This is a genomic window from Aeromonas sp. 82P, assembly GCF_051919365.1.
Classification (GTDB): domain Bacteria; phylum Pseudomonadota; class Gammaproteobacteria; order Enterobacterales; family Aeromonadaceae; genus Aeromonas; species Aeromonas veronii.
This window is the reverse complement of the sequence record NZ_JBQBEV010000001.1, coordinates 4,516,263-4,538,310: the sequence shown is the minus strand read 5'-3', so window position 1 is coordinate 4,538,310 and position 22,048 is coordinate 4,516,263. Positions and strand designations below refer to the sequence as shown.

The window sequence follows — 22,048 nt, the reverse complement described above, 5'->3', positions numbered from 1 at the left end:
GGAACTTCTGCTGATGTTTGGCATTCTCGATAGATATATCGGTCGGGTCATTTTCATGTCGATCCTGCTGTGTGAAATCACGCTGGTTGGTCTGGCTGGGCTCATCAAGTATGTGGAGCAGCTCAAGTCGGTCGGTGATGGCAACTACGACATGATCAACGCCCTCTACTATGTGCTGCTCTCCATGCCCAAGGAGGCGGTGCTTTTCTTCCCGCTGGCCGCGCTGCTGGGTGGCCTGATTGGTCTGGGTCAGCTGGCGACCAGCTCCGAGCTGGTGGTGATGCAGGCAGCGGGTCGCTCCAAGATCAGTATTGTAATGGCGGCGCTCAAGACGGCGATCCCGCTGATGATCATGGTGGGGTTGATGGGGGAGTATGTGGCCCCCATCGCCAAGCGGATGGCAGATGACATCAAAGCGGGCGCGCTGTCCGAAGGTCGTCTGACGGTTTCCGCCTACGGGGTGTGGGCTCGCGATGGCAACAACTTCGTCAATATCAACGGGGTGCGTAACGATGGCGCCCTCACCGGCATCACCCTCTATCGCTTCACCCCCGAGCGCAAGCTGATCGACGTGGTGCAGGCGCAGGAGGGTGTGTTCGAGCGTCACCACTGGCTGCTCAAGCAGACTCAGGTTACCCGCTTCGACGACCCGGCGCAGATCCGCAGCGAACAGCATGACAAGATGGAGTGGAGCTCGGAGCTGACGCCCAAACAGCTGGGGGTGGTGAGTATCGACCCCGAGAACCTCTCGGTCTCCGGTCTGCTCGACTACATCGGCTATCTCGATGCCAACAAACAGGATGCCGGTCGCTACAAGCTGGAGATGTGGCGCAAACTGCTGTCACCGCTCTCGGTGGTGGCGATGATCCTGCTGGCCTCCTCCTTCATCTTCGGCCCGCTACGCTCGGTGAGCATGGGGGCACGGATGCTGATGGGGATCATGACCGGCTTTGCCGTCTATGTGAGTGATCGGGTGTTTGGCCCCATCAGTCTGGTCTATGCGGTACCGCCTATTCTGGCGGCTATTGCGCCCAGCCTGCTGTTTGGCGGCATCTCCTTCTACATCCTCAGCCGCAAGCAGTAATCCGCACGCTTTTGTGAAGAAATGCAAAGAGGGCACCTGTTGGTGCCCTCTTTCGTTTCTGCATAGACCCGATATTACTTGTTCAGCAATTCTAGATTTTCCTGCTTGCTCAGCACGATCACTTCGCACTCGGCCCAGATATCCTGAAACGCCCGCGGACGCTGGCGGTTGAACAGGCACATCAGGTTGCCCAGGCCAAAGGCGGCGGTAGCGAGACGGATCAACGCCTGGGTAACGCGGATGTGGCTGCCATCCTCGTTCTGAATGCGCAGCCGCCAGGCGCGCATGCCGACGGTCTGGCCAGCGCGGGTCCAGAACCAGGTGTAGAAACCACAGATGACGAAGGCGAGCCACAGGGTGTAGATCAGGCTCAGGTGGTGGCGGGTCAGCAACCAGACGGTATCTTCACCCGCCGGTACGCTGGCCATGCCGGTAACCAGCAGCAGCTTGGCGACACCCATGCCGATAAAGCCGGCGATGATCAGCAGCGAAGTCACCACCAGCGCATCATAAATCAGAGCGCCGAGGCGACGCAGCAGACCTGCTGACGGGTATGGCTGAGTGGCGGGAGAGGGGGATTTTTGTTGGACTTTTTTAGGCTTGGCCATCGTTTTTATTCCATTAAGATGATGGCGGCATTCTATGTAACTGGCCCCGCATCGGCAAGGCGTTGAATAAATGAACAAACGGGAGTGTTCAATCGAAAAACACCTTGCATGGCATCGCGCCATTCGTATAATCCCTCGCAGTTGCCCGGGTGGCGAAATCGGTAGACGCAGCGGATTCAAAATCCGCCGGTGAATAACCGTGTCGGTTCGAGTCCGACCCCGGGCACCATTCTTTTCCCTGTTTGGTCAACAGGTTACAGCGCTCAAGAGCGCTCCTGCTCAAAGTTTCTGCGGTTGATAACTCTCATTCATGTGCAAATATGTGCAAGAGGCTTCAACCAATGGCAAGCATCCAAGTTCTCACTCGAAAAACCGGCAAGTCCTATCGCGTTCAGTTCATGCGTAACGGCAACCGTGTATCCAAAGTTTTTACCCGCAAAAAAGACGCAGAGCAGTTCCTGGCTCAGATTACTGTATCTGACGAGCTGGCGGATGCCTTAACCAACGTCACCCTCACCAGTACCACTATTCAACAAGCTATCCATGAGTACCTTGAACAGCACAAGGGACGGGACAAATCTGTACCACAGCGTCTGGGCTGGTGGGCTGAACATCTCGGCGACAAGACGTTGAACAAGGTAAATCGCCAGCGGATCAAAAACGCCATCTCGATTTTGGAGGCAGAGGGGAAAGCTCCTGCGACCCTGAACCGCTACAAAGCAGCGTTGTCAGCAGTCTTTGCCTACATGTGTGATCGCTATGACCTCAAAGTGAACCCTTGCCTGGAAGTGAAACAGAAGAGGGAAGACAATGCTCGCACACGCTTTTTGTCGACAGATGAACTTGCTCGATTGATGAAGGCCACAAAGTCGAGCAAATGGGAGCGACTTCATATGCTGGTTCATATGGCGTTGACCACGGGTGCACGGAGGGGCGAGTTGATTGGTCTCAAATGGTCAGACATTAATTTCAACACGCGCACAGCTCACTTGGCGGTGACCAAGAATGGTAGTCAGAGGGTTCTATCTCTGACCGCTGACTTGCTTACTGAGCTCTCCAAGTTTCGCGAGATTGGTGCCAGCTTTGTGTTCCCTCATCCCTCTGGCCTCAATCGACCGTTTACCGAGTTTGATTACCATTGGCAGGCCGCGAAAAAAGCCGCGTTGCTCTCTGATTTCCATTTTCATGACCTTCGGCACAGCTGTGCCAGCTTGTTGGCGATGAACGGTGCAAGCATTCTGGAAATCGCAGAGGTGTTAGGTCATAAGTCGATCACCATGACCCAACGATATTCCCATTTGTGCAATGCCCACAAAGCCAAACTCACTGATCGGGTATTTGGCAACATCATATCCAAATAGGGTTAGCGGGCGGTATCTAATGGGTCTTTAGAATTGGTAATAAAGCATCCATAAACCAAGAGTGAATTAAATGAGTTGGACGGTTGAGCGTTTTTTAAACGAATGGGATGTGTTGCTTTCGCCTATGCCTTGGTTGATCGAGGGCTTAGAAAACTCAGCGAAGAAGTCAATTGCCTCCTCTGCAGTGGCGGCGTTTGAACTTAGAAAAGAAGTCGTTAGGTGTAGAGCTTGGAGGTCTAAAACCGCTGTCCAGATAGATGAAGAGTTCATGAAGACGGTAATTGTACCATTAATAAGAATGCACCCTAGAGCTGGTGGTGATGGTGAGTTATTGCCATGGAGTAGTGATCATCAAGACCGACGAGGTCCTAAGGTGCTTACCCCTCAAGGAGAGCTTGAAGTGGTCTTATCATACTTGGAGAGGTCGCTGTCTCGGTTATCTAGGGAAGTAGAGATGTGGGAGGTAACCGATATGGATGAACCTATTACCCAAGTAAAACGTTCTCTAGTGGCTCATAAGATTGTCATGCTAGAAGCAATGCAAGAGGTAAGGGCGAGAGAGGCAGATAGGCTTACCTTTGTAATTGATGTGCACAAAGCAATGAAGCACCTTACATCAGTTGGAATCCCTTGTTCAAAGGTTGGGGTTGATGTTTTTTGGAGTCGTTTGCTAGCCGCTATCTGGGGCGTTGAACCAAGTTGTATGTACTCTGTCACCAGGAAGGTGAAAAAGTTAGGGAGCAAAAATAGGGGCTAATTATTGCACCTTACGACACACCTCAAGTTTGATTAAATGCTCCCCGACCAAACCGCAGAACACCAAGAGCAACTGGAAAGGGAGCATCTGCTATATGCAAGACCTCAACCTCATCGCAATCAGCCAAGATCTCAACAACTGGCTGCCTGTAACCGAAATCCCCAAGCACTACCCCCAATTTAATTATCCCACACTGAAGGCCATGTTTTGGAAGCGAGCCGAGAAGCCCGGCTTAGAACGTTGCTGCCGAATTGTCGGCAAGCGGATGTTTGTGAATACCAAACTCTTCGGCTTGTGGATGGCTGGTGGACTGCCTGAACAACACCCGACGGATGATTAAACCGCAGGGAATCCATCTGTTACCGGATATAGGCAAACATGGTGTGCAAACCCATGGGGAAAACATGAAAAAAAGCCCTTACCTGCGACAGTAAGGGCATTTCGAATTACTCGCTGGCTCTGACAGTTTGCAGACCAAGGAGCCAGTGAGTGCGAGGTAATTTTAGCATGAAAGTTCACTTATTAATCCATAAAGGCCATCAAGGCTTGCTGGCCGAGATCCGTGTTTCGTCTTCTGATTCGGAGGGCAAGCGATGATCTATTTTGCATGGGCCGCTGATAGCCAGGCTGAAACCTTCTATGGACCACCCAATCCCAGAACCGGCAAACGCTCCCGTGTCGGAGTATTGAGTGCCTTTTGCAGCCGAAAAGCGAGATCCGCATTTATAGCGCAAAGCCAAGGGGCTGCTGCTGTTGTAACTCGCCCCTATGCTCGCCAAATGAAGGCGGGCTTAGATGACCGGGCATTCAATGAGCTGGTAGCCGCTCTGGTTGGGGGCGAGGAATGAGCACTGTAAGGTTTGTTTCTGATGTAGCAGCCGCTGCTGTAGGGCTCTGGCCCGATTTGCTGGCGGGCCTTGGTCTCCATATTCCTCGTCATGGCAAGCATGGCCCCTGTCCTGCCTGTGGCGGCAAAGATCGCTTTCGACTCGATGACAAGGAAGGGCGAGGGACTTTCATCTGTAGCCAGTGCGGTGCTGGGGATGGTTTGGATCTGGTATGCCGGGTGATGAGTAAGAGCCCCATGGAGGCAGCAGAGTTGATAGCGCCTATGGTGGGGTTGGCTGCCGGTGGGCTAGATCCTGTCGAACGGGGGCGCATCCACCAGCAACAACAGGTCAAGGTCAAAGAGGAAACCCGAAAGCGGGAAGATGGCCACAGGAAAGCTGCTGCACGCGCCTGCCGCATCATGAATGCTCATTCGCGTGGCTGTGGTAGCGCCTACCTATCAAGGAAAGGTTTTGCGGAACACCAGAGCGCGATCAGCGGTACCAAAGAAACGATAAACGGTGAGGTGTTCCCTGTCGGTAGCGTGATTGTTCCCTTGCTCGATGGAGCAGGGAATCTGGTGAACGTGGAGCTAATTCGCAACGAAGATGGTTTGAAACACACCTTGGGTGGTGGCCGCAAGGCTGGTGTATATCATCGCATTGATGGTGGGGGGCTGGTGGCAGTGGTGGAAGGCTACGCCACCGGTCTATCAGTCCAGCAGGCGACAGGGGCAACAGTCTATTGCGCGATGAGTGCCAACAATCTGATGAACGTGGCTGAGATTGCTAGAAGTCAGAACCCAGACGCCGAAATCATCATCTGTGGTGATCACGATTTGGATAACGCAACAGGCCAGCGTAACGACTCCACTAAGCACCAGACTGAGCAAGCAGCACTGGCTGTGGGAGGGCGTGCAATATTTCCACCAGAGGCCGGGGATTGGAACGATTACCACCAAGCTCATGGGCTGAGCAAGACACAAGAGGCCATCATGAGCGCTAGCACCAGACTGGCGGTCAGCCAAAGTCAAAACGCCAGCCAGAAGGGAGAGGCATCCAGGAAGATCGAGGAACGGGAGCATGAGCCACCAGCCACCATGATCGACAAAATGAGTGCTAGTCAGCGGGCTGCACTACTGGTTGAACGATTGGGGCAAGTTGCTATCAGCCTTGAGGCCGAGCGTGTCTATCGCTATGACGGTGGCCTATGGACACCATGGACAGATACAGAACTGCGCCGCGAAATGGCTGCCATCTTTACCGAGCATGGAGTTCCGTTCAGTGACAAAAGTATTGCCACCACAGTTTCCACTATGAAGCTGATGATCCCAACCATGGGCCAGCCAACCAAAGAGCTGATCGGCTTTGCTAATGGGGTTTATGACATGGCAACTCGCCAGTTTCGGCCACATTCGCCCAGCAATGGGCTGCTCACTCACAACGGCATCAACTATGCTCCGCCACTCGTTGATGAATGTCTCGAGCGGGATGCCCCCAACTTCACTAGGTGGTTATCTCACGCAGTCGATAACAACGCCGCCAAGATGGCTCGCATCAATGCCGCCTTATATATGGTGCTGGCAAACCGTTATGACTGGCAGCTATTCCTTGAGGTTACCGGTGAGGGGGGCAGCGGCAAGAGCATCTTTGCCAATGTGGCAATCCTGTTAGCTGGTGGAAAACGGAACACTGGCTCCGGCAACATGGCCTCACTGGACCACGCTAAAAGTCGCTACCAGTTTGTCGATAAACGGCTGATTGTGCTGCCTGACCAGCCCAAATACATCGGTGATGGCAGTGGCATCAAGGCCATTACCGGGGGCGATTTGGTCGAGATCGATGGGAAGTATGAGAAACAATTTGCCACTGTCATTCAGGCTGTTGTGCTGGCCACCAATAACGAGCCTATGGTCATTACTGAACGCAATGGGGGAATATCCCGACGTAGGGTGATCTTTACCTTTGACCGGGTTGTGGCCGAAGCGGATAAAGACCCGTTGCTTGGAGACAAGATTGCCGCCGAGTTGCCGGTGGTGATCCGCTATCTGTTAGCCCAGTTCACCGAACCTGAGCATGCCCGTCACTTATTGCTGGAACAGCGTAACTCCGATGATGCCTTGATCATCAAACGAGCCACCGACCCCGTGATCGACCTTTGCGGGATGGTGCTCTTTCTGGATGAACCCAAGGGATTGATGATGGGGGGTAATCCGGAGATCAAGCGGGAACCCCGACGCTATCTCTATCATGCCTACCTTGCCTTCATGGAGTACCACGGTCTGGGGCGCCCGCTATCAGTTCAAGGTTTTAGCCGTGCGCTCAAGGCAGCAGCCAAAGAGTATGGCCGCCAATACTGCAGTCGGGTGATCAAGGGCAAATCGCAAACCAACATTATGTTGACCGAGGTAGCGGAGATGTTCTTACCCCAAGCGGTCTACGCCGATCAGTAATGACGGCATAGTGATGACAGAATGATGAGCTTGGCCGCTGTACCTGATGATACCTAGGACTTTCATCTACAAACCCTACCATCCCTACCTAGCACAGCTGAAAGCCTTGCCAGGCAAGGGATATAAAGAGGTAGGGTGGGTATTCTCTAACCCTACCCAAACCCTACTGGTCATCTTTATCCCTACCGTCATGGCTGATTTGGCTTGGTTGCAAATCTAGGCTGCTCTGATTAACCAAACGGTGCCGGGGTAGGGTATGGGTAGGGTCTGAATGTTGAACCCTGCACGCCTCAAGCCAGTCTTGGTAAGGCCTGCAACGGGGGTAGGCTGGGTAGGCACCAAAAGCGGTAAAACATTTCAGGGGATTAGCGGGCCAAGCCAATGATGATCCACCAAGCCCAACGTGAAGCAGAAGCGAATGATCGACGAAATTCTGAAGAGGTATGCCAAAGAGATAGCGAAAGAGGAAAAGCAGCGGCTAAAGGAGCAAAAACGAGCAGAACGCCAACGCAAGCAGCTAGAACGATTGTGCAAGCCAGCACCGGGAGTCGAAGACATTTTTCGGTATCGTAATGCCTGGGCTCGGAATGTCGGGCAGTCTAACCGTCGATTGATGGAACGAGCAGAACGAGACCATGCCATAGCCAAGCTGGCGCCGATCAATCACTTGGCTGCTCTTGTCGTTGCAATGGAGTGGCATCCGCACCATGCCTATATTCTGGTCGTCGCAACAGACCCCGGCGTGACCTGTGAGGAGCTGACTGATTTCTACAACCTGAGTCATTCAAATCACAGGATGGTGTTTCGTCGCTTGAACACAGTGTTGAAGCAGTTGGGTTGGCGTTTTGCCTCATACCCTAGGGGCGCACCAAATGAACCATGGGGTTGGGAGTTGGAGAAAATCCCGGGGTGATCACCCCCTAAGTGATCACTTTTTGTGTTACAGGCGATCATTATTGCCCTGTGTGGGTATCGGGTTGGCATAACCCAATAAGAATGCGGGCTACAGCCCTGCTTACATTCCCAAATGTGGTAAAACGATCGCTTTTGACTGTACGGCTCTAGTGCAAAAACAGGATCGCTTACTCTCGGCAATATCGTAGTAACTCACAGTAAAATAAGGGTTTTTATTAAAAGCGATCGTTTTGCATAACGATCCTTTTTCTCTACTATCGGCGATCCCTTTTCTGGCTAGCCAGGATCGTTTTTTGTAGTCACCAGTCTCCTGATTCACCGCAAGCCCTGTCCTGGCAAGAGATTGCAGGTAGGGGCGATCGCACACGCCTCTTCGAGGGTCCCCCCAAAAATGCAAAATCCTTTGTCCCGTTACGAGTGATCATTTGCAGAGTGCCCTTGAACCTTGTCGTATCGAAAGGTGGTAGTGGATGGCCTCCGGGTTGTTATCGGGCCGCGTTTAGGTAAATCGAGCTAACTGAGGAGGAGGTGGTGATCTGATCGCCACAATCGCCTTCGAATCACAAGTGGTCTGTGAAGTGGTTGCAAAAGGGTGCCATTAAAGTCACATTTGCCTTGCCCTACTCTCACTTTGAGAGGGGGCGAGTTAGTCTCCATTGCTGAGTGATATGGCAACAATATCAAGTAGCCAGAGTTGTGCGAGCCACCTTCTTGTCGATTCCACTTTATGTCTGATGAAATCAAAAAAACAGCGATCACTGCCGCAGGCTATCTCTACCAAACTAGGCAGGGACTGAAACTCCTGTGTGACTGGCTCGACGCACCAACACGCTATACCCGTGTGAAGTTTGAGTGCGATGACGATGCCATTGCGCCAACCGGGCTGGACGATATCGTCGCTGAACGCCCCGACGACCTAGTCGACCTTGAGCAGGTCAAGTACACGCCGAACCCAAACGTGCATGCATTGGACTGGACGTGGATGCTGGAAAAGGCCGGTAAGACCTCGCGGTCCAGATCGATGTTGCGCAAGTGGTTTGACGCATTCGTCGCACTGGAACCGGCGCGTATTGGCGCGCTCTCGCTCAAGACCAATCGTCGGCCAGATGCTGAGATTGAGGCGTGCTTAGTTGGCGGGAAAATCTCCTTCGCCAAGATTCCGGAGCCGCGGCGCACAGAAGTGCTCTCCGAGCTTGGCGATGAGAGGATGTGCGAAGCGTTCTTCAGTCAGTTACAGATCGTTCACAGTGATAAGGGCTTCGAATCTCTCGAGCACGAGATCGATGCGAGACTGCGCCAACACGGCACACCTGAGGGAATTACGAACCTAAAGAACGTCGCCTTGAACTGGTCGATTCGAAAAAATGCCCCACCGCCAGAAGGATGGATTTATCTGGATCAGGTCCGTACCATCCTGCGGGCAACACCACCGGCGCCCTTACCGGAAGATTTTGTTGTGCCGCTCGGATATGAGGTGCCTGACGAGACATTCCATCTCGAGTTTGCACAAGCCACTGTTGCCGGTGTTGGGCAAGCAATTGTGCTCACGGGCCCACCTGGCCGTGGGAAGAGCACATACTTAAGCGCGCTGTGCGAAGAGCTTTCTGAGTCGAAAATTCCCACGCTACGCCACCACTACTTCCTCTCGACGACTGAGCGGGGAAGAGATCGTGTACACAGCTATGTGGTTGAGCAATCGCTCAAGACGCAGGTCGAACGTCTACATCCGGAAGCTTATGCGCCCGGCAGTGATCTGCGAGGGCTCCTTGAAGCATGCGCAGCCTACTACAAGAAGCAGGGTAAACCGCTTGTACTAGTTCTGGACGGCCTAGACCACGTCTGGCGAATCAACAACGCAGACAAGCGTCCGCTGGACGATGTGTTTTCCCAGATTATTCCGTGCCCGGAGAACATGGTTCTATTAGTGGGCACACAGCCGGTCGATGACGCTCAACTACCTAGGGATCTCTTGGCTGTAGCGCCGAAGGCTAGTTGGCGAACGTTACCGGCGATGTCTGAAAACGCAGTCCTGTCGTACCTGTGTAAGGCGGTTGATGAAGGCAGGCTCTCAACCCGGTTTGACGATCAGGAGCAGTCGGAACGACAGCTACAGGAAACTGCGAGCGCGCTTCGCAAGAAGACCAATGGCCACCCGCTGCACGTCATCTATGCCACCGCCGAGCTTGAGCACGCAGGCCGCCCCCTTGATAGTTGGAATATCGAGCGGCTACAGGGTGACATGACCAAAGAGGCAAAGTTCTACTACTCGTCGCTGTGGGAGGCGCTGCCGCCAAGTCTCAAGGACACACTGCGATTGGTATGTGCGTTTCCTTTCTTTTGGCCTAAAACTGCTTTTGGGGAGATCTCTGCGAAGTTGCGCACTGCGCAGCCCGAGGTCGTCAAAGTGGAACATCTGCTGCACTCGTCAACCGCTGGCCTGAAGGTTTTCCATGAAAGTCTGGCGGTCTTTGTTCGTTCGACCATAGGCTACGACGAACGCATCAAGGAATTGATGCCAGCAGTAGCGAGCTGGTTGGAAACTGAAGCGCCACCTTCTCTTAGTGTTAACTGGCTATGGACAGTCCAGGCAAGGCTGGGTAATCCCAAAAATCTCATTAGTGGGCTAACCCGCGACTGGATCATGCTCCGTTTAGAGGAGGGCTATCCAGAATCGCTTTTTGACACGCTGCTATCCGAAGCACTGGTCGCTGCTCTGGAGACCCATGCGTTTGCGGACGCATATCGAATTGCACACTTGCAGATGCGAATGGTTGGCGGCAGCGAATTTCAGATGCAGAGCGACGACATAGCCCGGCTGGTGTCATTTACCCTGACGCTGACGGCCAATGAGGGGGTCATCCAAGAGGCCATGGCTTCACGGCACGAGACGGATATCTTGGATGTGGCTGCGCTCGGTTTAGCCTTGCGGGCACGTGGCCAGACGGTACTGGCCGAGACCTGTGGTGACGAGACCCTGCGTCGTTTTAGAGGCCTTAGTCGCTTCTCCAACCGGTATTCATCCAACTCGGGGGCTGATGAGTTCCAGTTTTTGGTCGATGCGTTCACGCGCCTTGGGGCTATCGGGGCGACCCCAGAGGCGTTTGTCCAACTAGTTAGAGAAAACAGCACCATCGTATGGATGCCAAGAGCACGAATGCTGGTTGAGGACGGTTACCTTGATGACTTGATGGAGGCCGCGATTTCTTTGCAACCTGATTTGGACACGAGTGTGCTAAGTGACTTCTGCGTTCGTGCGGCAGCAACGGCCGGAGTAAGCATTGTCGACCACGATGACTTCAGCAAACTGAGACGAACCCCCTTTGTCGCAGCGGTGGAGGCTGCTTGTAAGCGAACTTCGAAGCCTCTAAATGAGCCTATTCCGCTCGTGTGGCTCAGGGGTAACTTCTACGAACGTAAAGACGATCTAACTACGCTCGTACACCATTGGTTCTTTAGTGGTGTCCACGTCAGTCTGTGCGCGAGAGCCGATGGGCAAAATGCCTTCGAGTTCGTGAGGGCCCCACACTATGAGGACAGGAACAACATCAGTCACTTTCTTGATGCTCTTTCAGTGATTGCAGACCAAATTGCAGGGCGTTGGTGGCAAGGAGAGTTCGTGGACTTTCATGAGATATTCGAACTGCTCAAGCCGGTTATGTTCAGGCATTTCAGGCAGGGTTACAACGCAAGCTCAGCAGCAGAAGACTTCAGAGCCGGGTTGCATCGTGTTGCCTGCGACATTCGACTCGGCAGTTGCCTACTCTTCAACCGTGACGATGTGGCGATTACCGAGGCGACCTTAGCTGCTGCAGCCACATCCGAGTGGTTTGACAGTGCATCCTTCCGCGCAGAGTACGCGGCAGGATTGCTGACTAGGATGAGTGATGAAGCGGCAGCTGCTTTCGTTCATTCTCAACGCGTCCTGCTGGATGCAGATATCCGTGAGGAGACAAGTGTTCATCTGCAGACGCCTCTGCAGTTGTGTGGCATCGCTTTGACCCATGGATTAAACGTTGACGCACGGGAGCTCTGCAAACAGGTCTGGGAGCTGACGACTGGTTATGGGCACCGTAAGGACCCAACGTTAAGTAACACGCTCGATGCAATTGAGTACCTAGTGGATGCCTCACCAGATGACGCTAGACGGCTACTCAGTTTACTCTCGCCCCAAATTCACCACGTTTTGGACTACACAGACGGGAAGGGCACAAGACACCTACTTGCAGCAGCGGACTGCCTGCTGGCAAAGCTGTGCCCAGCAGCCTTGGTTGAAAAGTATGAGGAACATACGCACGCAGGCGATTGGTCGCACGCGGAGAACAGTTTGCGGGCATATGTACAACAGGGTGTAAAGGAAGGCTGGCCGCTTGATGCGCTCATGCGCACGGGGGTACACCCCGAGATTCAGGACGAGTTGATGCGGCTCGAACGCGATGGCCTGGATGGTGCCGCGGAGCGGTTAAGTGTTCTTAGGGAACATGTCGGCTGGAATGTTGGCGTGTTGCAACATACTGATTCACCAAGCAATAACATTGACAGCAAACCTTATTCCAGTGACGTCACTACATTTGCGCCTGAACAACTGGAGGAACTATTGGCGAGCTTGTCAGACAGTTACAACGAGAAGAATAAGCTGCTCCGAGTTTGGTATGAGCATTGGGAGCAGGCTGGGCATGGCAAGCGTCTACTCGCGGTGCTGGACAGTTTGCTTATGTCAGATGAGGGACGGAGAAAGGGCATTCTCGAATTGTATGACCTTGCCTTTGAGACGAGACGCAAGTTGAGCGGCCTAAAAGTTGCGTGGAAGTATTTGGTCCAGGCGCATATCCAAAATGGTGCGTGGATGAGCTATATGGAGGAGGAAACAAAGACCTGCAAACGGCTGGATATGGTCGTGAAACATTTCCTGAGCCGGTGTGACGAATTTGTCGCTGCAACCACTTACGGTGTGTTTGGTGAGCCAGAGCCGCCGCGTTTAGCACCGAAGGATCTGATGGTCTATTTCTATGTGCGACAAAATCGCTTGGCAGATGCCGTGAGGTTTGCCGAAGTGATGGTCAATTGCGTGCGTGAAGACACCCGAACCCTTCCGCTCGAGCGCCCGCGTTGGGCAGGAAAGCTTGATGTGTCGAGGACGATGGGCAAATGATGGACGACCTTAGCATCCTCATCGCCAGGCTCGGCTGGCCGTCAACCGCTACAAGGTGGTGGACCATGCAAGAGCTTGCAGCTCGGCTGGGTGAGCAGGTATCTAAAGCAGCAACGGAGGCTTCGCTACTTGAGTTTCTGCGCTCACGTAAGCTTGAGGCCGAGGTGGTGGAGGCGCTTTGCGTCTTCTGGATAGCGGCGCAGATGCATCGTTACGAGGCAAACCCGAAATTGGCGCAAAGCATTCCTAAGCCGTCCATCCTATCAGCGTTGTTGCTGGAAAGTCTTGGACTATGGACTGATGTCCCTATCACCGGTCTGGAAGAAGTGCCCGAGGGCTTCGTTATTCCACAGGATTTCAACGGTGTGCAAGGGGCGGACCTTCCTCGGATCTTCCGCACCTCTATGGAGAACATTGAGCGCACCACGGGGCTTCCATTTGTTCGCCAGATGGCTTTCGAGTGGTCTGTTAACAGGAGCGCCTACCCAGATGCTCCTTTTCAGGGTGACCCTTGGTATTTTTCACGGCCTCTGGGCGACGGGTTCATCGGCCACATCTCGTCTCGGGCTGCCATGCGTATGATTTCCGCCTACCTCCGCACGCTGGCGGTTGCCAAAGCATTTTGGAGTATGCCTCCAGGTCGGGCGGAAAGAATGGCTCTGTTGGCCTTGCCTGTTCACCCGACGCTTGCGTTGCTCAGACCAGAGCGTCCATCGTGGTTTCCTGGTCCAACTGACTTTGACGGTGACCACGAGGCAATGGGTTCTGCTGTCCGCAGCCTAGTTGAACGGGCACAAGCCGAAAGTCCTGATGACGAGCTGATAGCATTCACGTCGCCCATCGTAATTTCAATGGAGCGTTGTATAGAAGTCTCTGTTATTCGCTGGAACCAGGTGGGAGGTGGTTGCATTCTGGATGAGAATTTGGCTGAGCATCTGAAAGACTATTGGAGTAGCGGGAAAATGCTTCACAGTTATGCTCTGGAGCCGCTAAGTGCGATGACAGTCTTGATTCCGCCCGCCTGTTACGCTGTTGCGGACAAGAAGAGCAGGGCTTGGCCTCTGGCCATGGCACTCGGTATAGACCGTTTAGGCTACCTGCAACATGACCTGTACCCGGGGCGACTCTTCTTGCCCACGATGCCTGACTATGACCAGCTCGAGGTCGTACCTCATAACGGATACTTGGAAGTCAAATCAGATGATGAGGTCGTCGCTGACCTTTATTACTGGAATGCGGGTTGGGGTCCTGTTCGCCCGATGCAGTTTGATGGAAATTGCGGTACGGCTCTGGTTTCTAGAGGTACAGCCTATCGAGAATTACTTGATGTAGCAGACCAAGATATACGGCAGTTCTACTTCTGGCGTGTACGCACACTTCGCCGAGAGGGCTCCTTTGGCCATTTCGACGAGACGCTGAGCTTGGGAGTAGTGTTCATGTGATTTCGGTGGGTAAAAATGTGCAAAGTGTGAAAACCCGCCTCACTCACAGCAAACTAGAGATAACTCAAAGCCTCTTGATTCAAGGTATTACGACTCGTACTATCCTTGTGAAACCGCAGTTTCTGGATTCAAAATCCGCCGGTGAATAACCGTGTCGGTTCGAGTCCGACCCCGACCATCAAATTCATGACAAAAGGCCATCAGCAATGATGGCCTTTTGTTTTTTGGCGTTCCTGCGTGTTGGAGCGTTGCTGTTGAGCTGGCAGTACTTCCCGTTACCTCTTGATATCCCTTCTCTTTTCCCGCTCTCCGTTATTTCCTTTTCTTGATGTGGCCGCCGGCATCACCGCCAGCGGCCTGTTTCTATTGCGGTTTTCTTTCCAAACCTTGCTGCATCAGATCATGGTTGCTGCGTTACCCCAGCAGGGCAAACAGCAGGGTGCCGAGGCTGCCAGCGAGTGTCAGCGCGATGATGGCTCTGGGTGTGCCGTGCAGCTTGGTCCACATAAACAGGCTGGTGAGGGCCAGCAGCAGCAGAGCCAGGGCGGCGATATCGCCAAACAGCTGCCAGCCGAGGCCGGTACCCATGCCGCGGTGCAGCCGGTTTAGGCTGGCGGCAAAGTTGGCTTGCTGCAGGTCGGTATGTACCAGCAGGGTACCCTCAACATAGCTGGCGGCCACGCTCTGACTGAGGGTGACGCCGCGCATCTCCCACTTGGCGGGCAGGGTGAGCGGGCCGTTCGGGGTGGGCAGGGTCTGGGCCGGGGTGATCATGGTTCGTCCGTCGGCAAAGGTATCGGGATAGCGCTGTTGCAGCAGGCTTTTCAGCTGCTCCGGGCTGGCGAACGGCGCCTCCAGCACTATCTTTTCACTCGATTTGTCGGTGTGGGGGCCGGGGATGGGCAACACGGCACGGTGTTGCAGCCAGAGGCCGGTGATGCCGTACATCAGCATCAGGGCGAGGGTAAAAAAACCGGCCCAGGCATGGAGGCGGCGTACCCATTTGTTGTTGTGAAGGGGAACTCTTCTGCGTTTCATCTTGGTTGCTTCATAAAAAAACTGGCCAGCAAGGGCTGGCCAGTCGGGGTGGTTGTCACTGGATCAAAAACGGTAGGACGTAGTCAAATTAACCTGCCGTGGGGAGCCGGGCATGATCTGAGAGGCGCCGGTAGCACTTACGTAGTAGTGAGTGTCAAACAGGTTCTCCATACCGAACTGCGCTTCCCAATGTTGCCAGCGATAACCTGCTCTGGCATCAACGCGAGCATAGCCGGGGAGCACCGTGGTATTGGCATTGTCAGCAAAGCGATCACCCACAGCGGTAACACCGCTCTCGCCGAACCAGCCGAGCTTTCCTTGCTGATAACCGGCAAACAGTTCGCCATTTAGGCGTGATACGCTGCTTGGGCGATTACCCTTATTGATGGAGTCTTCCACCATTTCTGCATCTTGCAGAGCTATGCCGCCGCGGAGATAAACCTCGTCGTTCAGCTGAGCTCGTGTACTGAGTTCGATACCGTCGGTACGTTGCAGGCCAGTCAGGAGAACTGTTTTGTTGTCGTTGGGGTCTGTACGACGCTTGTTGTACATCTCGAGGCGGTAGAACGACAGAGTAGTGGCCAGATGACCATCCAGCCAGTCGCTCTTAACGCCAGTTTCATATTGACGAGTGAACTCGGGATCGAGGTTGTTGTTTTTGTTTCCAACATCATTTAGACCGATCAGGGCGCCGCCGTTAGGCATAAAACTCTTGCTGTAGGAGGCATAGAGGGCGTGCTCCTCTACTGGGCTCCATACCAAGCCGGCACGTGGGCTCAATGCACTGTTGGTAATGGTCTCTTCAGAACTCTTGATGTTATCACGGCTATTGACCTCGAAGTGGTCATAACGCAGACCCAGTAATAGTTGCCAGTCGCCTAGAGTCAGCTGGTCCTGCACATAGGTGCCAGTGCTACGCACTTTACTGCGCTTGTCCGAGGAGGGGGACATCTTGCCGTCATAGGTCGGTAGGGCCTCAGGGTTGTAAAGGTTGAAAGATTTAAGTTCAGGGCTTCTCCATAGTTTGGGATAACGCTCCTGCCACCCCTGATCGGTGCCGACCAATAGGGTGTGGGCAATGGGGCCACTCTGCAGGTGTCCTTCGACCTCAAGACTGGAGGCGAGATTGCGGGTTTGTAAATCTTGCTGCCAGCGAGTTCGAGTTATTTGCTCACCTTCCATTTTGGTTATGTAGGTATTGTCGAACTGGCTCGAGAGATCGATCAGGCTCAGTTGCTGGCGCACCTGCCAGTCGTCGTTTACATCCCAAGTGAAGCGAGAGCGTGCCGACTGTGCCAGATCATTGATGTAGTCACGCCGTAAATCGCTATAGACGGCGTCACGTGGCACATCTGCTGGACGACCGTTAAGGCCGGGGATACCGCGGTCCGGCGTGCGGTGCGATTCATTGCGTTCGTATTGCAGCAGCCAGCTCAATCGATCAGTGATATCCCAGTTCATGGCTGGTGCCACCATAGTACGTCTGCCGTGCACGCCATTACGGAAGCTGTCGTTGTCTTCCTGAGCGACGTTGAGTCGTAGTTGCACCGCCTCGCTCGGCTCGGCGCTCAGGTCTGCGGCCATGCGTTGGTAATCGTAACTGCCCACGCGTACTGTGACGCTGGACTCCTGCCCTTTCTGCGGTTTTTTGCTGATGCGGTTGATGATGCCGCCGCTGCTACCACGTCCGTAGAGTACTGCTGCCGGGCCCTTTAGCACTTCTACCCGTTCGATATTGCCGAGATCCCGGGTGTACTGCATGTCGTCGCGGAATCCGTCGAGATAGAAATCCGTGCCTGCGCTAAAGCCGCGGATTGTGACGCCGTCGAAGCGGGTATCACCGCTTGCATCAACACCTGGAATGCCGACCAGAGCTTCGCTCAATGTGGGTTGGCCAAAGGCGGTCAGCTCGCTGACCTTGACGCTGTCGATGGTCTGGGGAACCAGCTTGGCTGGCGTATTGGTACGGGTTGCGGTGGCAACTTCCTGATGCTGGGATCGTTTGCCAACCACTGTCATGGTTTCATCGGCGGCCTGGGCAGTGAAGCCGGTGCCCAGCAGTGCCAGCGAGACCAGCGTTCTGCGAAAGTGAGGGTGCTGCATATTCAATATTGACTCTTTGGATGTCGACCTGACGGCTCGAACATATTGATTTAATTATAAATTAGCCTGACCCGCTTAAGCGGGATGCCAATGATATTGATTTTCATTTGTCTGGCAAGGTGAAAATGGAGGGGGCTTTGGGTGCGTGTTGTGCGGTCGGGGGAGCTCGGCTGAAAAGCAGAGCCATTGCAGCAAACCGCGCGAATGAAGCAAGGGAAAAAGGGCGTAGCGGAAGAGAAAGGGACAAAACGTGAATAGGCATCCGGCCCGATAGGACGGGCCGGATATCGGACTCAGCGAGTACGCAGCAGTCGGCGGGTGAGGGGCTGGGCCGCCAGCAGGCGATAGGCCAGCAGAGATGATCCCAGCAGCAGCGGCACCTTGGTGATCTCCCACAGGATGGATGCGTCCTGCGGACCAAACACGAAGAGCCAGACCACCAGCATCATGTGCAGGCAGTAGATCCCGAGCACTTTGGGGGCCTGGCGCTCAAGCCAGCTGCCCTTGCCCAACTCGGGGTTGGCCAGCAGCAGGCCAAACAGGCCGATAGCCCAGGGAAGGGAGCCGAGCAGGAAGTCGTGGCGGGTGAGTGGCACCCCGGCAAAGTGCTGCAGCGCCCAAGCTTCACAGCCATAGAGCGCCACGCCCGCCAGCAGCAGTTGCCAGCCGGTGCGGGCATCGGGCTGCCACTGACGCTGGCGCAGCAGGGCACCGAGCGCCACAAACAGCAGGGAGAAGAAGGGGCCGTTACGGGTGAGCAGTGGCCACTCGGCACCTAGCAGCGGCTTGGCATAGGAGCCCCCCAGCAGCGCCAGCAAGTAGAGGCCAAGACCCAGCCAGATGGCGAGCGATGGTCTGCCAAGCCGGTAACAGAGTGCCAGCAGGGCCACCGCCATGACCAGGGCAGGCAGGAACCAGAGGTGGATCATGCCGCCCACCAGCCAGCCATTGAGGGGGTCGCCGAGCTGGAATTGCCACTGACCGCGCAGGGAGGCCAGATAGCCTTGCTGCACGGCATCCAGCGGATTGAACGGCACCAGCAGGTAGACCAGACTCCATACCAGCCAGAGCAGCAGCAAGGGGTGGCAGTAGCGCCAGGCAACGGTCAGCGGCGCTTCGTGACTCAGCCTCGGCTGCAGAAAGTAACCGGCACAGAGGAAAAATAGCGGCACGGCAAAGCGGCATAACTGGTTGATGGCGCCGCTCAGCCAGAGCCAGGATCCACTTCCCCACAGGGCGGGATTGAACGGATTGGCGAAGGGGGATACGTGAATGGTCATCACGGCCAGAATGGCCAGTACCCGCCCGCACTCGATACTGGAAATACGCATGGTGGCTCGTCGTTACAGGGGTTGTGATGGCACGCTAAAATTCTTGCTGCTAGGTTACAACCAATTGATTCTATTAGTGTGAATCACGCTGTTGAGTAGTTACGTTTTGTAACGGGATGGTGGAAGGTGTTACCTGTAACGGGAGCGGGCTCCCGTTTTTTGGGCGCGGTCACGCAGAAAAAGCGAGGCGGGCGCCTCGCTTGGTTGGGGATCTCGAGCTTACTGGTGAGTCAGCATGCTGCTCTGGTTGGCTGCCAGGGTGGTTCTGCCCGAGCTCTCCAGCCAGGTTTTGATCCGCTTGGCATCGGCGACCCTATCGTTGGTGGTCTCGGCATTGAGCAGCACCATGATAACCGGCTCACGATTGACCTTGGTACCCAGCACCAGACAGCGGCCCGCTTCGCGGATATAGCCAGTCTTGGAGAGGGTGAACTCCCATTGCCCTTCGCGGATCAGCCGGTTGGAGTTGAGGTAGTGCAGCTGGCGTTTGTTGGTGCGCACATAGCTCTGCTCGTCGGTGGAGTACTGGCGGATCAGCGGATAGGAGGCCGCTGCGGCGGCGAGCTTGGCGAGATCCTGCGCGGTGGAGACGTTGCGCGGGTTGAGCCCTGTGCTGTCGGCGTAGCGGGTATTCCACATCCCCAGCATGCGGGCTTTGGCGTTCATCGCCTCGACGAAGGCACGCTGGCCGCCGGGATAGTGGCGGGCCAGCGCCGAGGCGGCGCGGTTTTCAGAGGACATCAGGGCGATATGGAGCATTTCGGCGCGACTGAGCCTGGAACCTATGGCCAGGCGCGAGCCGGTTCCCTTGATGCGGTCGATGTCGGCATTGGTCACGGTGAGCATTTCGTTGAGGCGCAGGTTGGCATCCAGCACTACCAGCGCCGTCATCAGCTTGGTGAGTGAGGCGATGGGCATTACCCGGTTGCCGTTGCGCTCGGAGATCACCTCGCCGGTTCTGTGGTTGGCTACCACGAAGGCAGCCGAGCTGAGGTTGGGCACATCCCGTCGCTCGAGAAAGCCGCTGCTGCTCTTGCTGTTGGCGGAAAAGGGGTTGGCATGGGCACTGTCCATAGTGGCCGGCAGCATTACTGCGCCAAGCAACAGGGGAAGGAGGGAACGCATCATCATGATCAGCTCTACCGGACGAAATACAGGGATATCTCGCTAAGTTATATGTCGTGAACTGGCGCTTCACAATCATTCTCACCTTGATATTGATAATTTACGGCGTTGAGCGCGCTCTGGCGGCGAGGAGAACGTAAAAAGGGTCTCCATAGAGTCTTTTCTGCATTAACAATATGGGCTGGTCGTGATGGCGAGCGGAAGCCGGCGCTAAAAAAAATCGGGACCAGAACAGTCCCGATTGGCATGGAGCATTGCTTACCGTTTAGTGGGCATCTTCCTGCATGATCTTGAAGCGCATGGCGATCACCACGAACAGCAGCGGGCCAATGATGGTCCAGACGCCGGTGGAGATATCGCCGGAGATAAAGGGGGCGACCACGGTAAAGACGTTGCCGAAGGCGACCAGGATCAGGCTGATGATGGTGGCCAGCAGTACCGAGCCCGCGCTCTTGAAGAAGATCAGGTCCTTGCCCAGCGCCGGGTTGTTGCGATAGCGATACCAGGCGTAGATGAGGAACATGTAGGGCAGGGTCATGCCGACGTTGGTCATGGTGATGATCAGCTCATAGAGGGCGGCGGCCCCTTCCGGGTTGATCAGGGTAAAGATGGATTTGGCGGCAATGAACAGACAGACCACCCAGGCTTGCACCTTGAGGGCTTCAATCCGCACGCCATTCTCGTTCTCGCGCTGGAAACGCTCCGGCCAGAAGTAACTCGGGGTGCCGGTGATGAACTGGCGCAGTGGCGCGTATGAGAGGGCGATAAAGGCGCCCAGATAGCTCAGGAACATGCCAAGGCCAGCAAAGCGCATGAACACCTGTCCCAGCCACTCGCCACCGAGATGGCGCCCCAGCTCCAGCATGATGATGAAGAGGGCGGAGAGAGAGGTGATCCCCTCGGCCGGGAAGTCGCTCCAGCGCATGATTGAGCCGACCGCCAGAAAGCCGATGATGTAGCAGAGTACGATGAAGGCGCCGGAGAGGAAGATGCCGCGCTTGAGGTCGCGCTCGGGATCTTCCAGCTCGTCAGCCACCCCGGCCATCGCCTCGACCCCGCCGTAGGCGAAGATGGCGAATACCATAAAGCCGAGGAAGGGGATGATGTCGTTGAAAGCGGCATTGGGAGACGCCGTCAGCGATGCCTGGGTGAAGGGCTCCTGCAGAGTCATGCCGCTCACCGCGAAGGTGAAGACGCCACCGACCAGCAGCAACACGTTGAGTGCCACCACGGAGAGACCGCCGATGGCCGCCACTTTGGCGAAGCGGGCGCTACCCAGGGTGATGAGCTTGGTGACGATGGCAACCAGTGCGATGGCGACCACTCCCAGAATAAAGGGGCCGAAGTCGATACCGGTGCCCAGGGTGACCGGGATGACGGTGATGTCGCGGCCAAACAGCATGAAGGAGAGGGGCACCCACATGGAGAGCGCCTTGCCAAACATCCAGATGACGTAGGAGGCGAACCACATGGTCAGACCGATAAAGGCGAATCGGGTCGAGACCGAGTGGCGCATCCAGGTAAAGATACCGCCCGCCTCTTTGCGAAAGCCGGTACCAAACTCAATCATCATCAAAATGAACGGGATGAAGAAAAACAGACCGCCGATCACGAACATCGGAATGGCGGCATATCCCATTCGGTAAAAACCGATCCCGATATTAGTGACGCCAAATACCGATGTTAATATCATCAATATAAAGGCACCCAACTTCAGCTTTTTTGCCGACATATTAAAAACTCCCTGATGGTGCTGGATTTAAAATAATCAAAAATTAAACAGACGAAACCGAACCCATTAATAACGCGGTAGCGCCATGCCATCCTGCTGTGGCGGGCGCGATCGGGTCATCTC

The 22,048-nt window shown here is 54.9% G+C and carries 14 protein-coding genes and 1 tRNA gene; 9 read left to right on the top strand and 6 right to left on the bottom strand.

Annotated features, from left to right (window positions below):
• Nucleotides 1–13: 13 nt before the first annotated feature.
• The gene (gene lptG, locus ACTG2S_RS20865; RefSeq protein ID WP_005355217.1) at nt 14–1,084 is read left to right on the top strand and encodes an LPS export ABC transporter permease LptG; all 1,071 of its coding nucleotides are present in this window, start codon (nt 14–16) and stop codon (nt 1,082–1,084) included.
• A gap of 74 nt (nt 1,085–1,158) precedes the next feature.
• On the opposite strand, the gene ACTG2S_RS20860 is transcribed toward lptG, so the two are convergent.
• Nucleotides 1,159–1,692 (bottom strand): RDD family protein, encoded by a 534-nt coding sequence (locus ACTG2S_RS20860; protein WP_005336420.1) that lies wholly within the window; start codon nt 1,690–1,692, stop codon nt 1,159–1,161.
• Between the two features lie 143 nt (nt 1,693–1,835).
• On the opposite strand from ACTG2S_RS20860, the gene ACTG2S_RS20855 reads away from it, so the two are divergent.
• The 8 genes from ACTG2S_RS20855 (at nt 1,836) to ACTG2S_RS20820 (ending at nt 14,596) form a co-directional block, all read left to right on the top strand.
• A tRNA-Leu gene (locus ACTG2S_RS20855) sits at nt 1,836–1,921 on the top strand.
• 112 nt (nt 1,922–2,033) lie between these two features.
• Entirely contained in the window at nt 2,034–3,053 is a 1,020-nt protein-coding gene (locus ACTG2S_RS20850; protein WP_274161589.1) for a tyrosine-type recombinase/integrase, read from the top strand.
• Between the two features lie 70 nt (nt 3,054–3,123).
• Nucleotides 3,124–3,810 carry a hypothetical protein gene (locus ACTG2S_RS20845; protein WP_274161588.1) on the top strand — a complete coding sequence of 229 codons (687 nt, stop codon included), beginning with the start codon at nt 3,124–3,126 and terminating at the stop codon, nt 3,808–3,810.
• Nucleotides 3,811–3,904: 94 nt separating this feature from the next.
• On the top strand, nt 3,905–4,150 hold the full coding sequence (locus tag ACTG2S_RS20840; RefSeq protein WP_047438419.1) for a hypothetical protein: 246 nt from the start codon (nt 3,905–3,907) through the stop codon (nt 4,148–4,150).
• Nucleotides 4,151–4,654: 504 nt separating this feature from the next.
• Nucleotides 4,655–7,090 (top strand): primase-helicase zinc-binding domain-containing protein, encoded by a 2,436-nt coding sequence (locus tag ACTG2S_RS20835; protein WP_274160658.1) that lies wholly within the window; start codon nt 4,655–4,657, stop codon nt 7,088–7,090.
• Nucleotides 7,091–7,508: 418 nt separating this feature from the next.
• Nucleotides 7,509–8,003 carry a hypothetical protein gene (locus ACTG2S_RS20830; protein WP_223930607.1) on the top strand — a complete coding sequence of 165 codons (495 nt, stop codon included), beginning with the start codon at nt 7,509–7,511 and terminating at the stop codon, nt 8,001–8,003.
• A 729-nt stretch (nt 8,004–8,732) separates the two neighbouring features.
• Nucleotides 8,733–13,154 (top strand): ATP-binding protein, encoded by a 4,422-nt coding sequence (locus tag ACTG2S_RS20825; RefSeq protein WP_274160657.1) that lies wholly within the window; start codon nt 8,733–8,735, stop codon nt 13,152–13,154.
• A 65-nt stretch (nt 13,155–13,219) separates the two neighbouring features.
• On the top strand, nt 13,220–14,596 hold the full coding sequence (locus ACTG2S_RS20820; RefSeq protein ID WP_274160656.1) for a hypothetical protein: 1,377 nt from the start codon (nt 13,220–13,222) through the stop codon (nt 14,594–14,596).
• Between the two features lie 414 nt (nt 14,597–15,010).
• Here ACTG2S_RS20820 and ACTG2S_RS20815 read toward each other — a convergent pair whose 3' ends face one another.
• From ACTG2S_RS20815 to yjeM, 5 genes are all read right to left on the bottom strand, one after another.
• On the bottom strand, nt 15,011–15,634 hold the full coding sequence (locus tag ACTG2S_RS20815; RefSeq protein WP_201947160.1) for a PepSY-associated TM helix domain-containing protein: 624 nt from the start codon (nt 15,632–15,634) through the stop codon (nt 15,011–15,013).
• A gap of 63 nt (nt 15,635–15,697) precedes the next feature.
• Nucleotides 15,698–17,737 (bottom strand): TonB-dependent receptor, encoded by a 2,040-nt coding sequence (locus ACTG2S_RS20810; protein WP_274160661.1) that lies wholly within the window; start codon nt 17,735–17,737, stop codon nt 15,698–15,700.
• 293 nt (nt 17,738–18,030) lie between these two features.
• Nucleotides 18,031–19,068 (bottom strand): acyltransferase, encoded by a 1,038-nt coding sequence (locus tag ACTG2S_RS20805; RefSeq protein ID WP_274160655.1) that lies wholly within the window; start codon nt 19,066–19,068, stop codon nt 18,031–18,033.
• A 219-nt stretch (nt 19,069–19,287) separates the two neighbouring features.
• Nucleotides 19,288–20,199, bottom strand: a complete 912-nt coding sequence (gene pbpG / locus ACTG2S_RS20800; RefSeq protein WP_139428262.1) for a D-alanyl-D-alanine endopeptidase — start codon at nt 20,197–20,199, stop codon at nt 19,288–19,290.
• A gap of 259 nt (nt 20,200–20,458) precedes the next feature.
• A complete protein-coding gene (gene yjeM, locus ACTG2S_RS20795; RefSeq protein ID WP_274160654.1) occupies nt 20,459–21,925 on the bottom strand; it encodes a glutamate/gamma-aminobutyrate family transporter YjeM in 1,467 nt (488 codons plus the stop codon).
• Between the last annotated feature and the right edge of the window lie 123 nt (nt 21,926–22,048).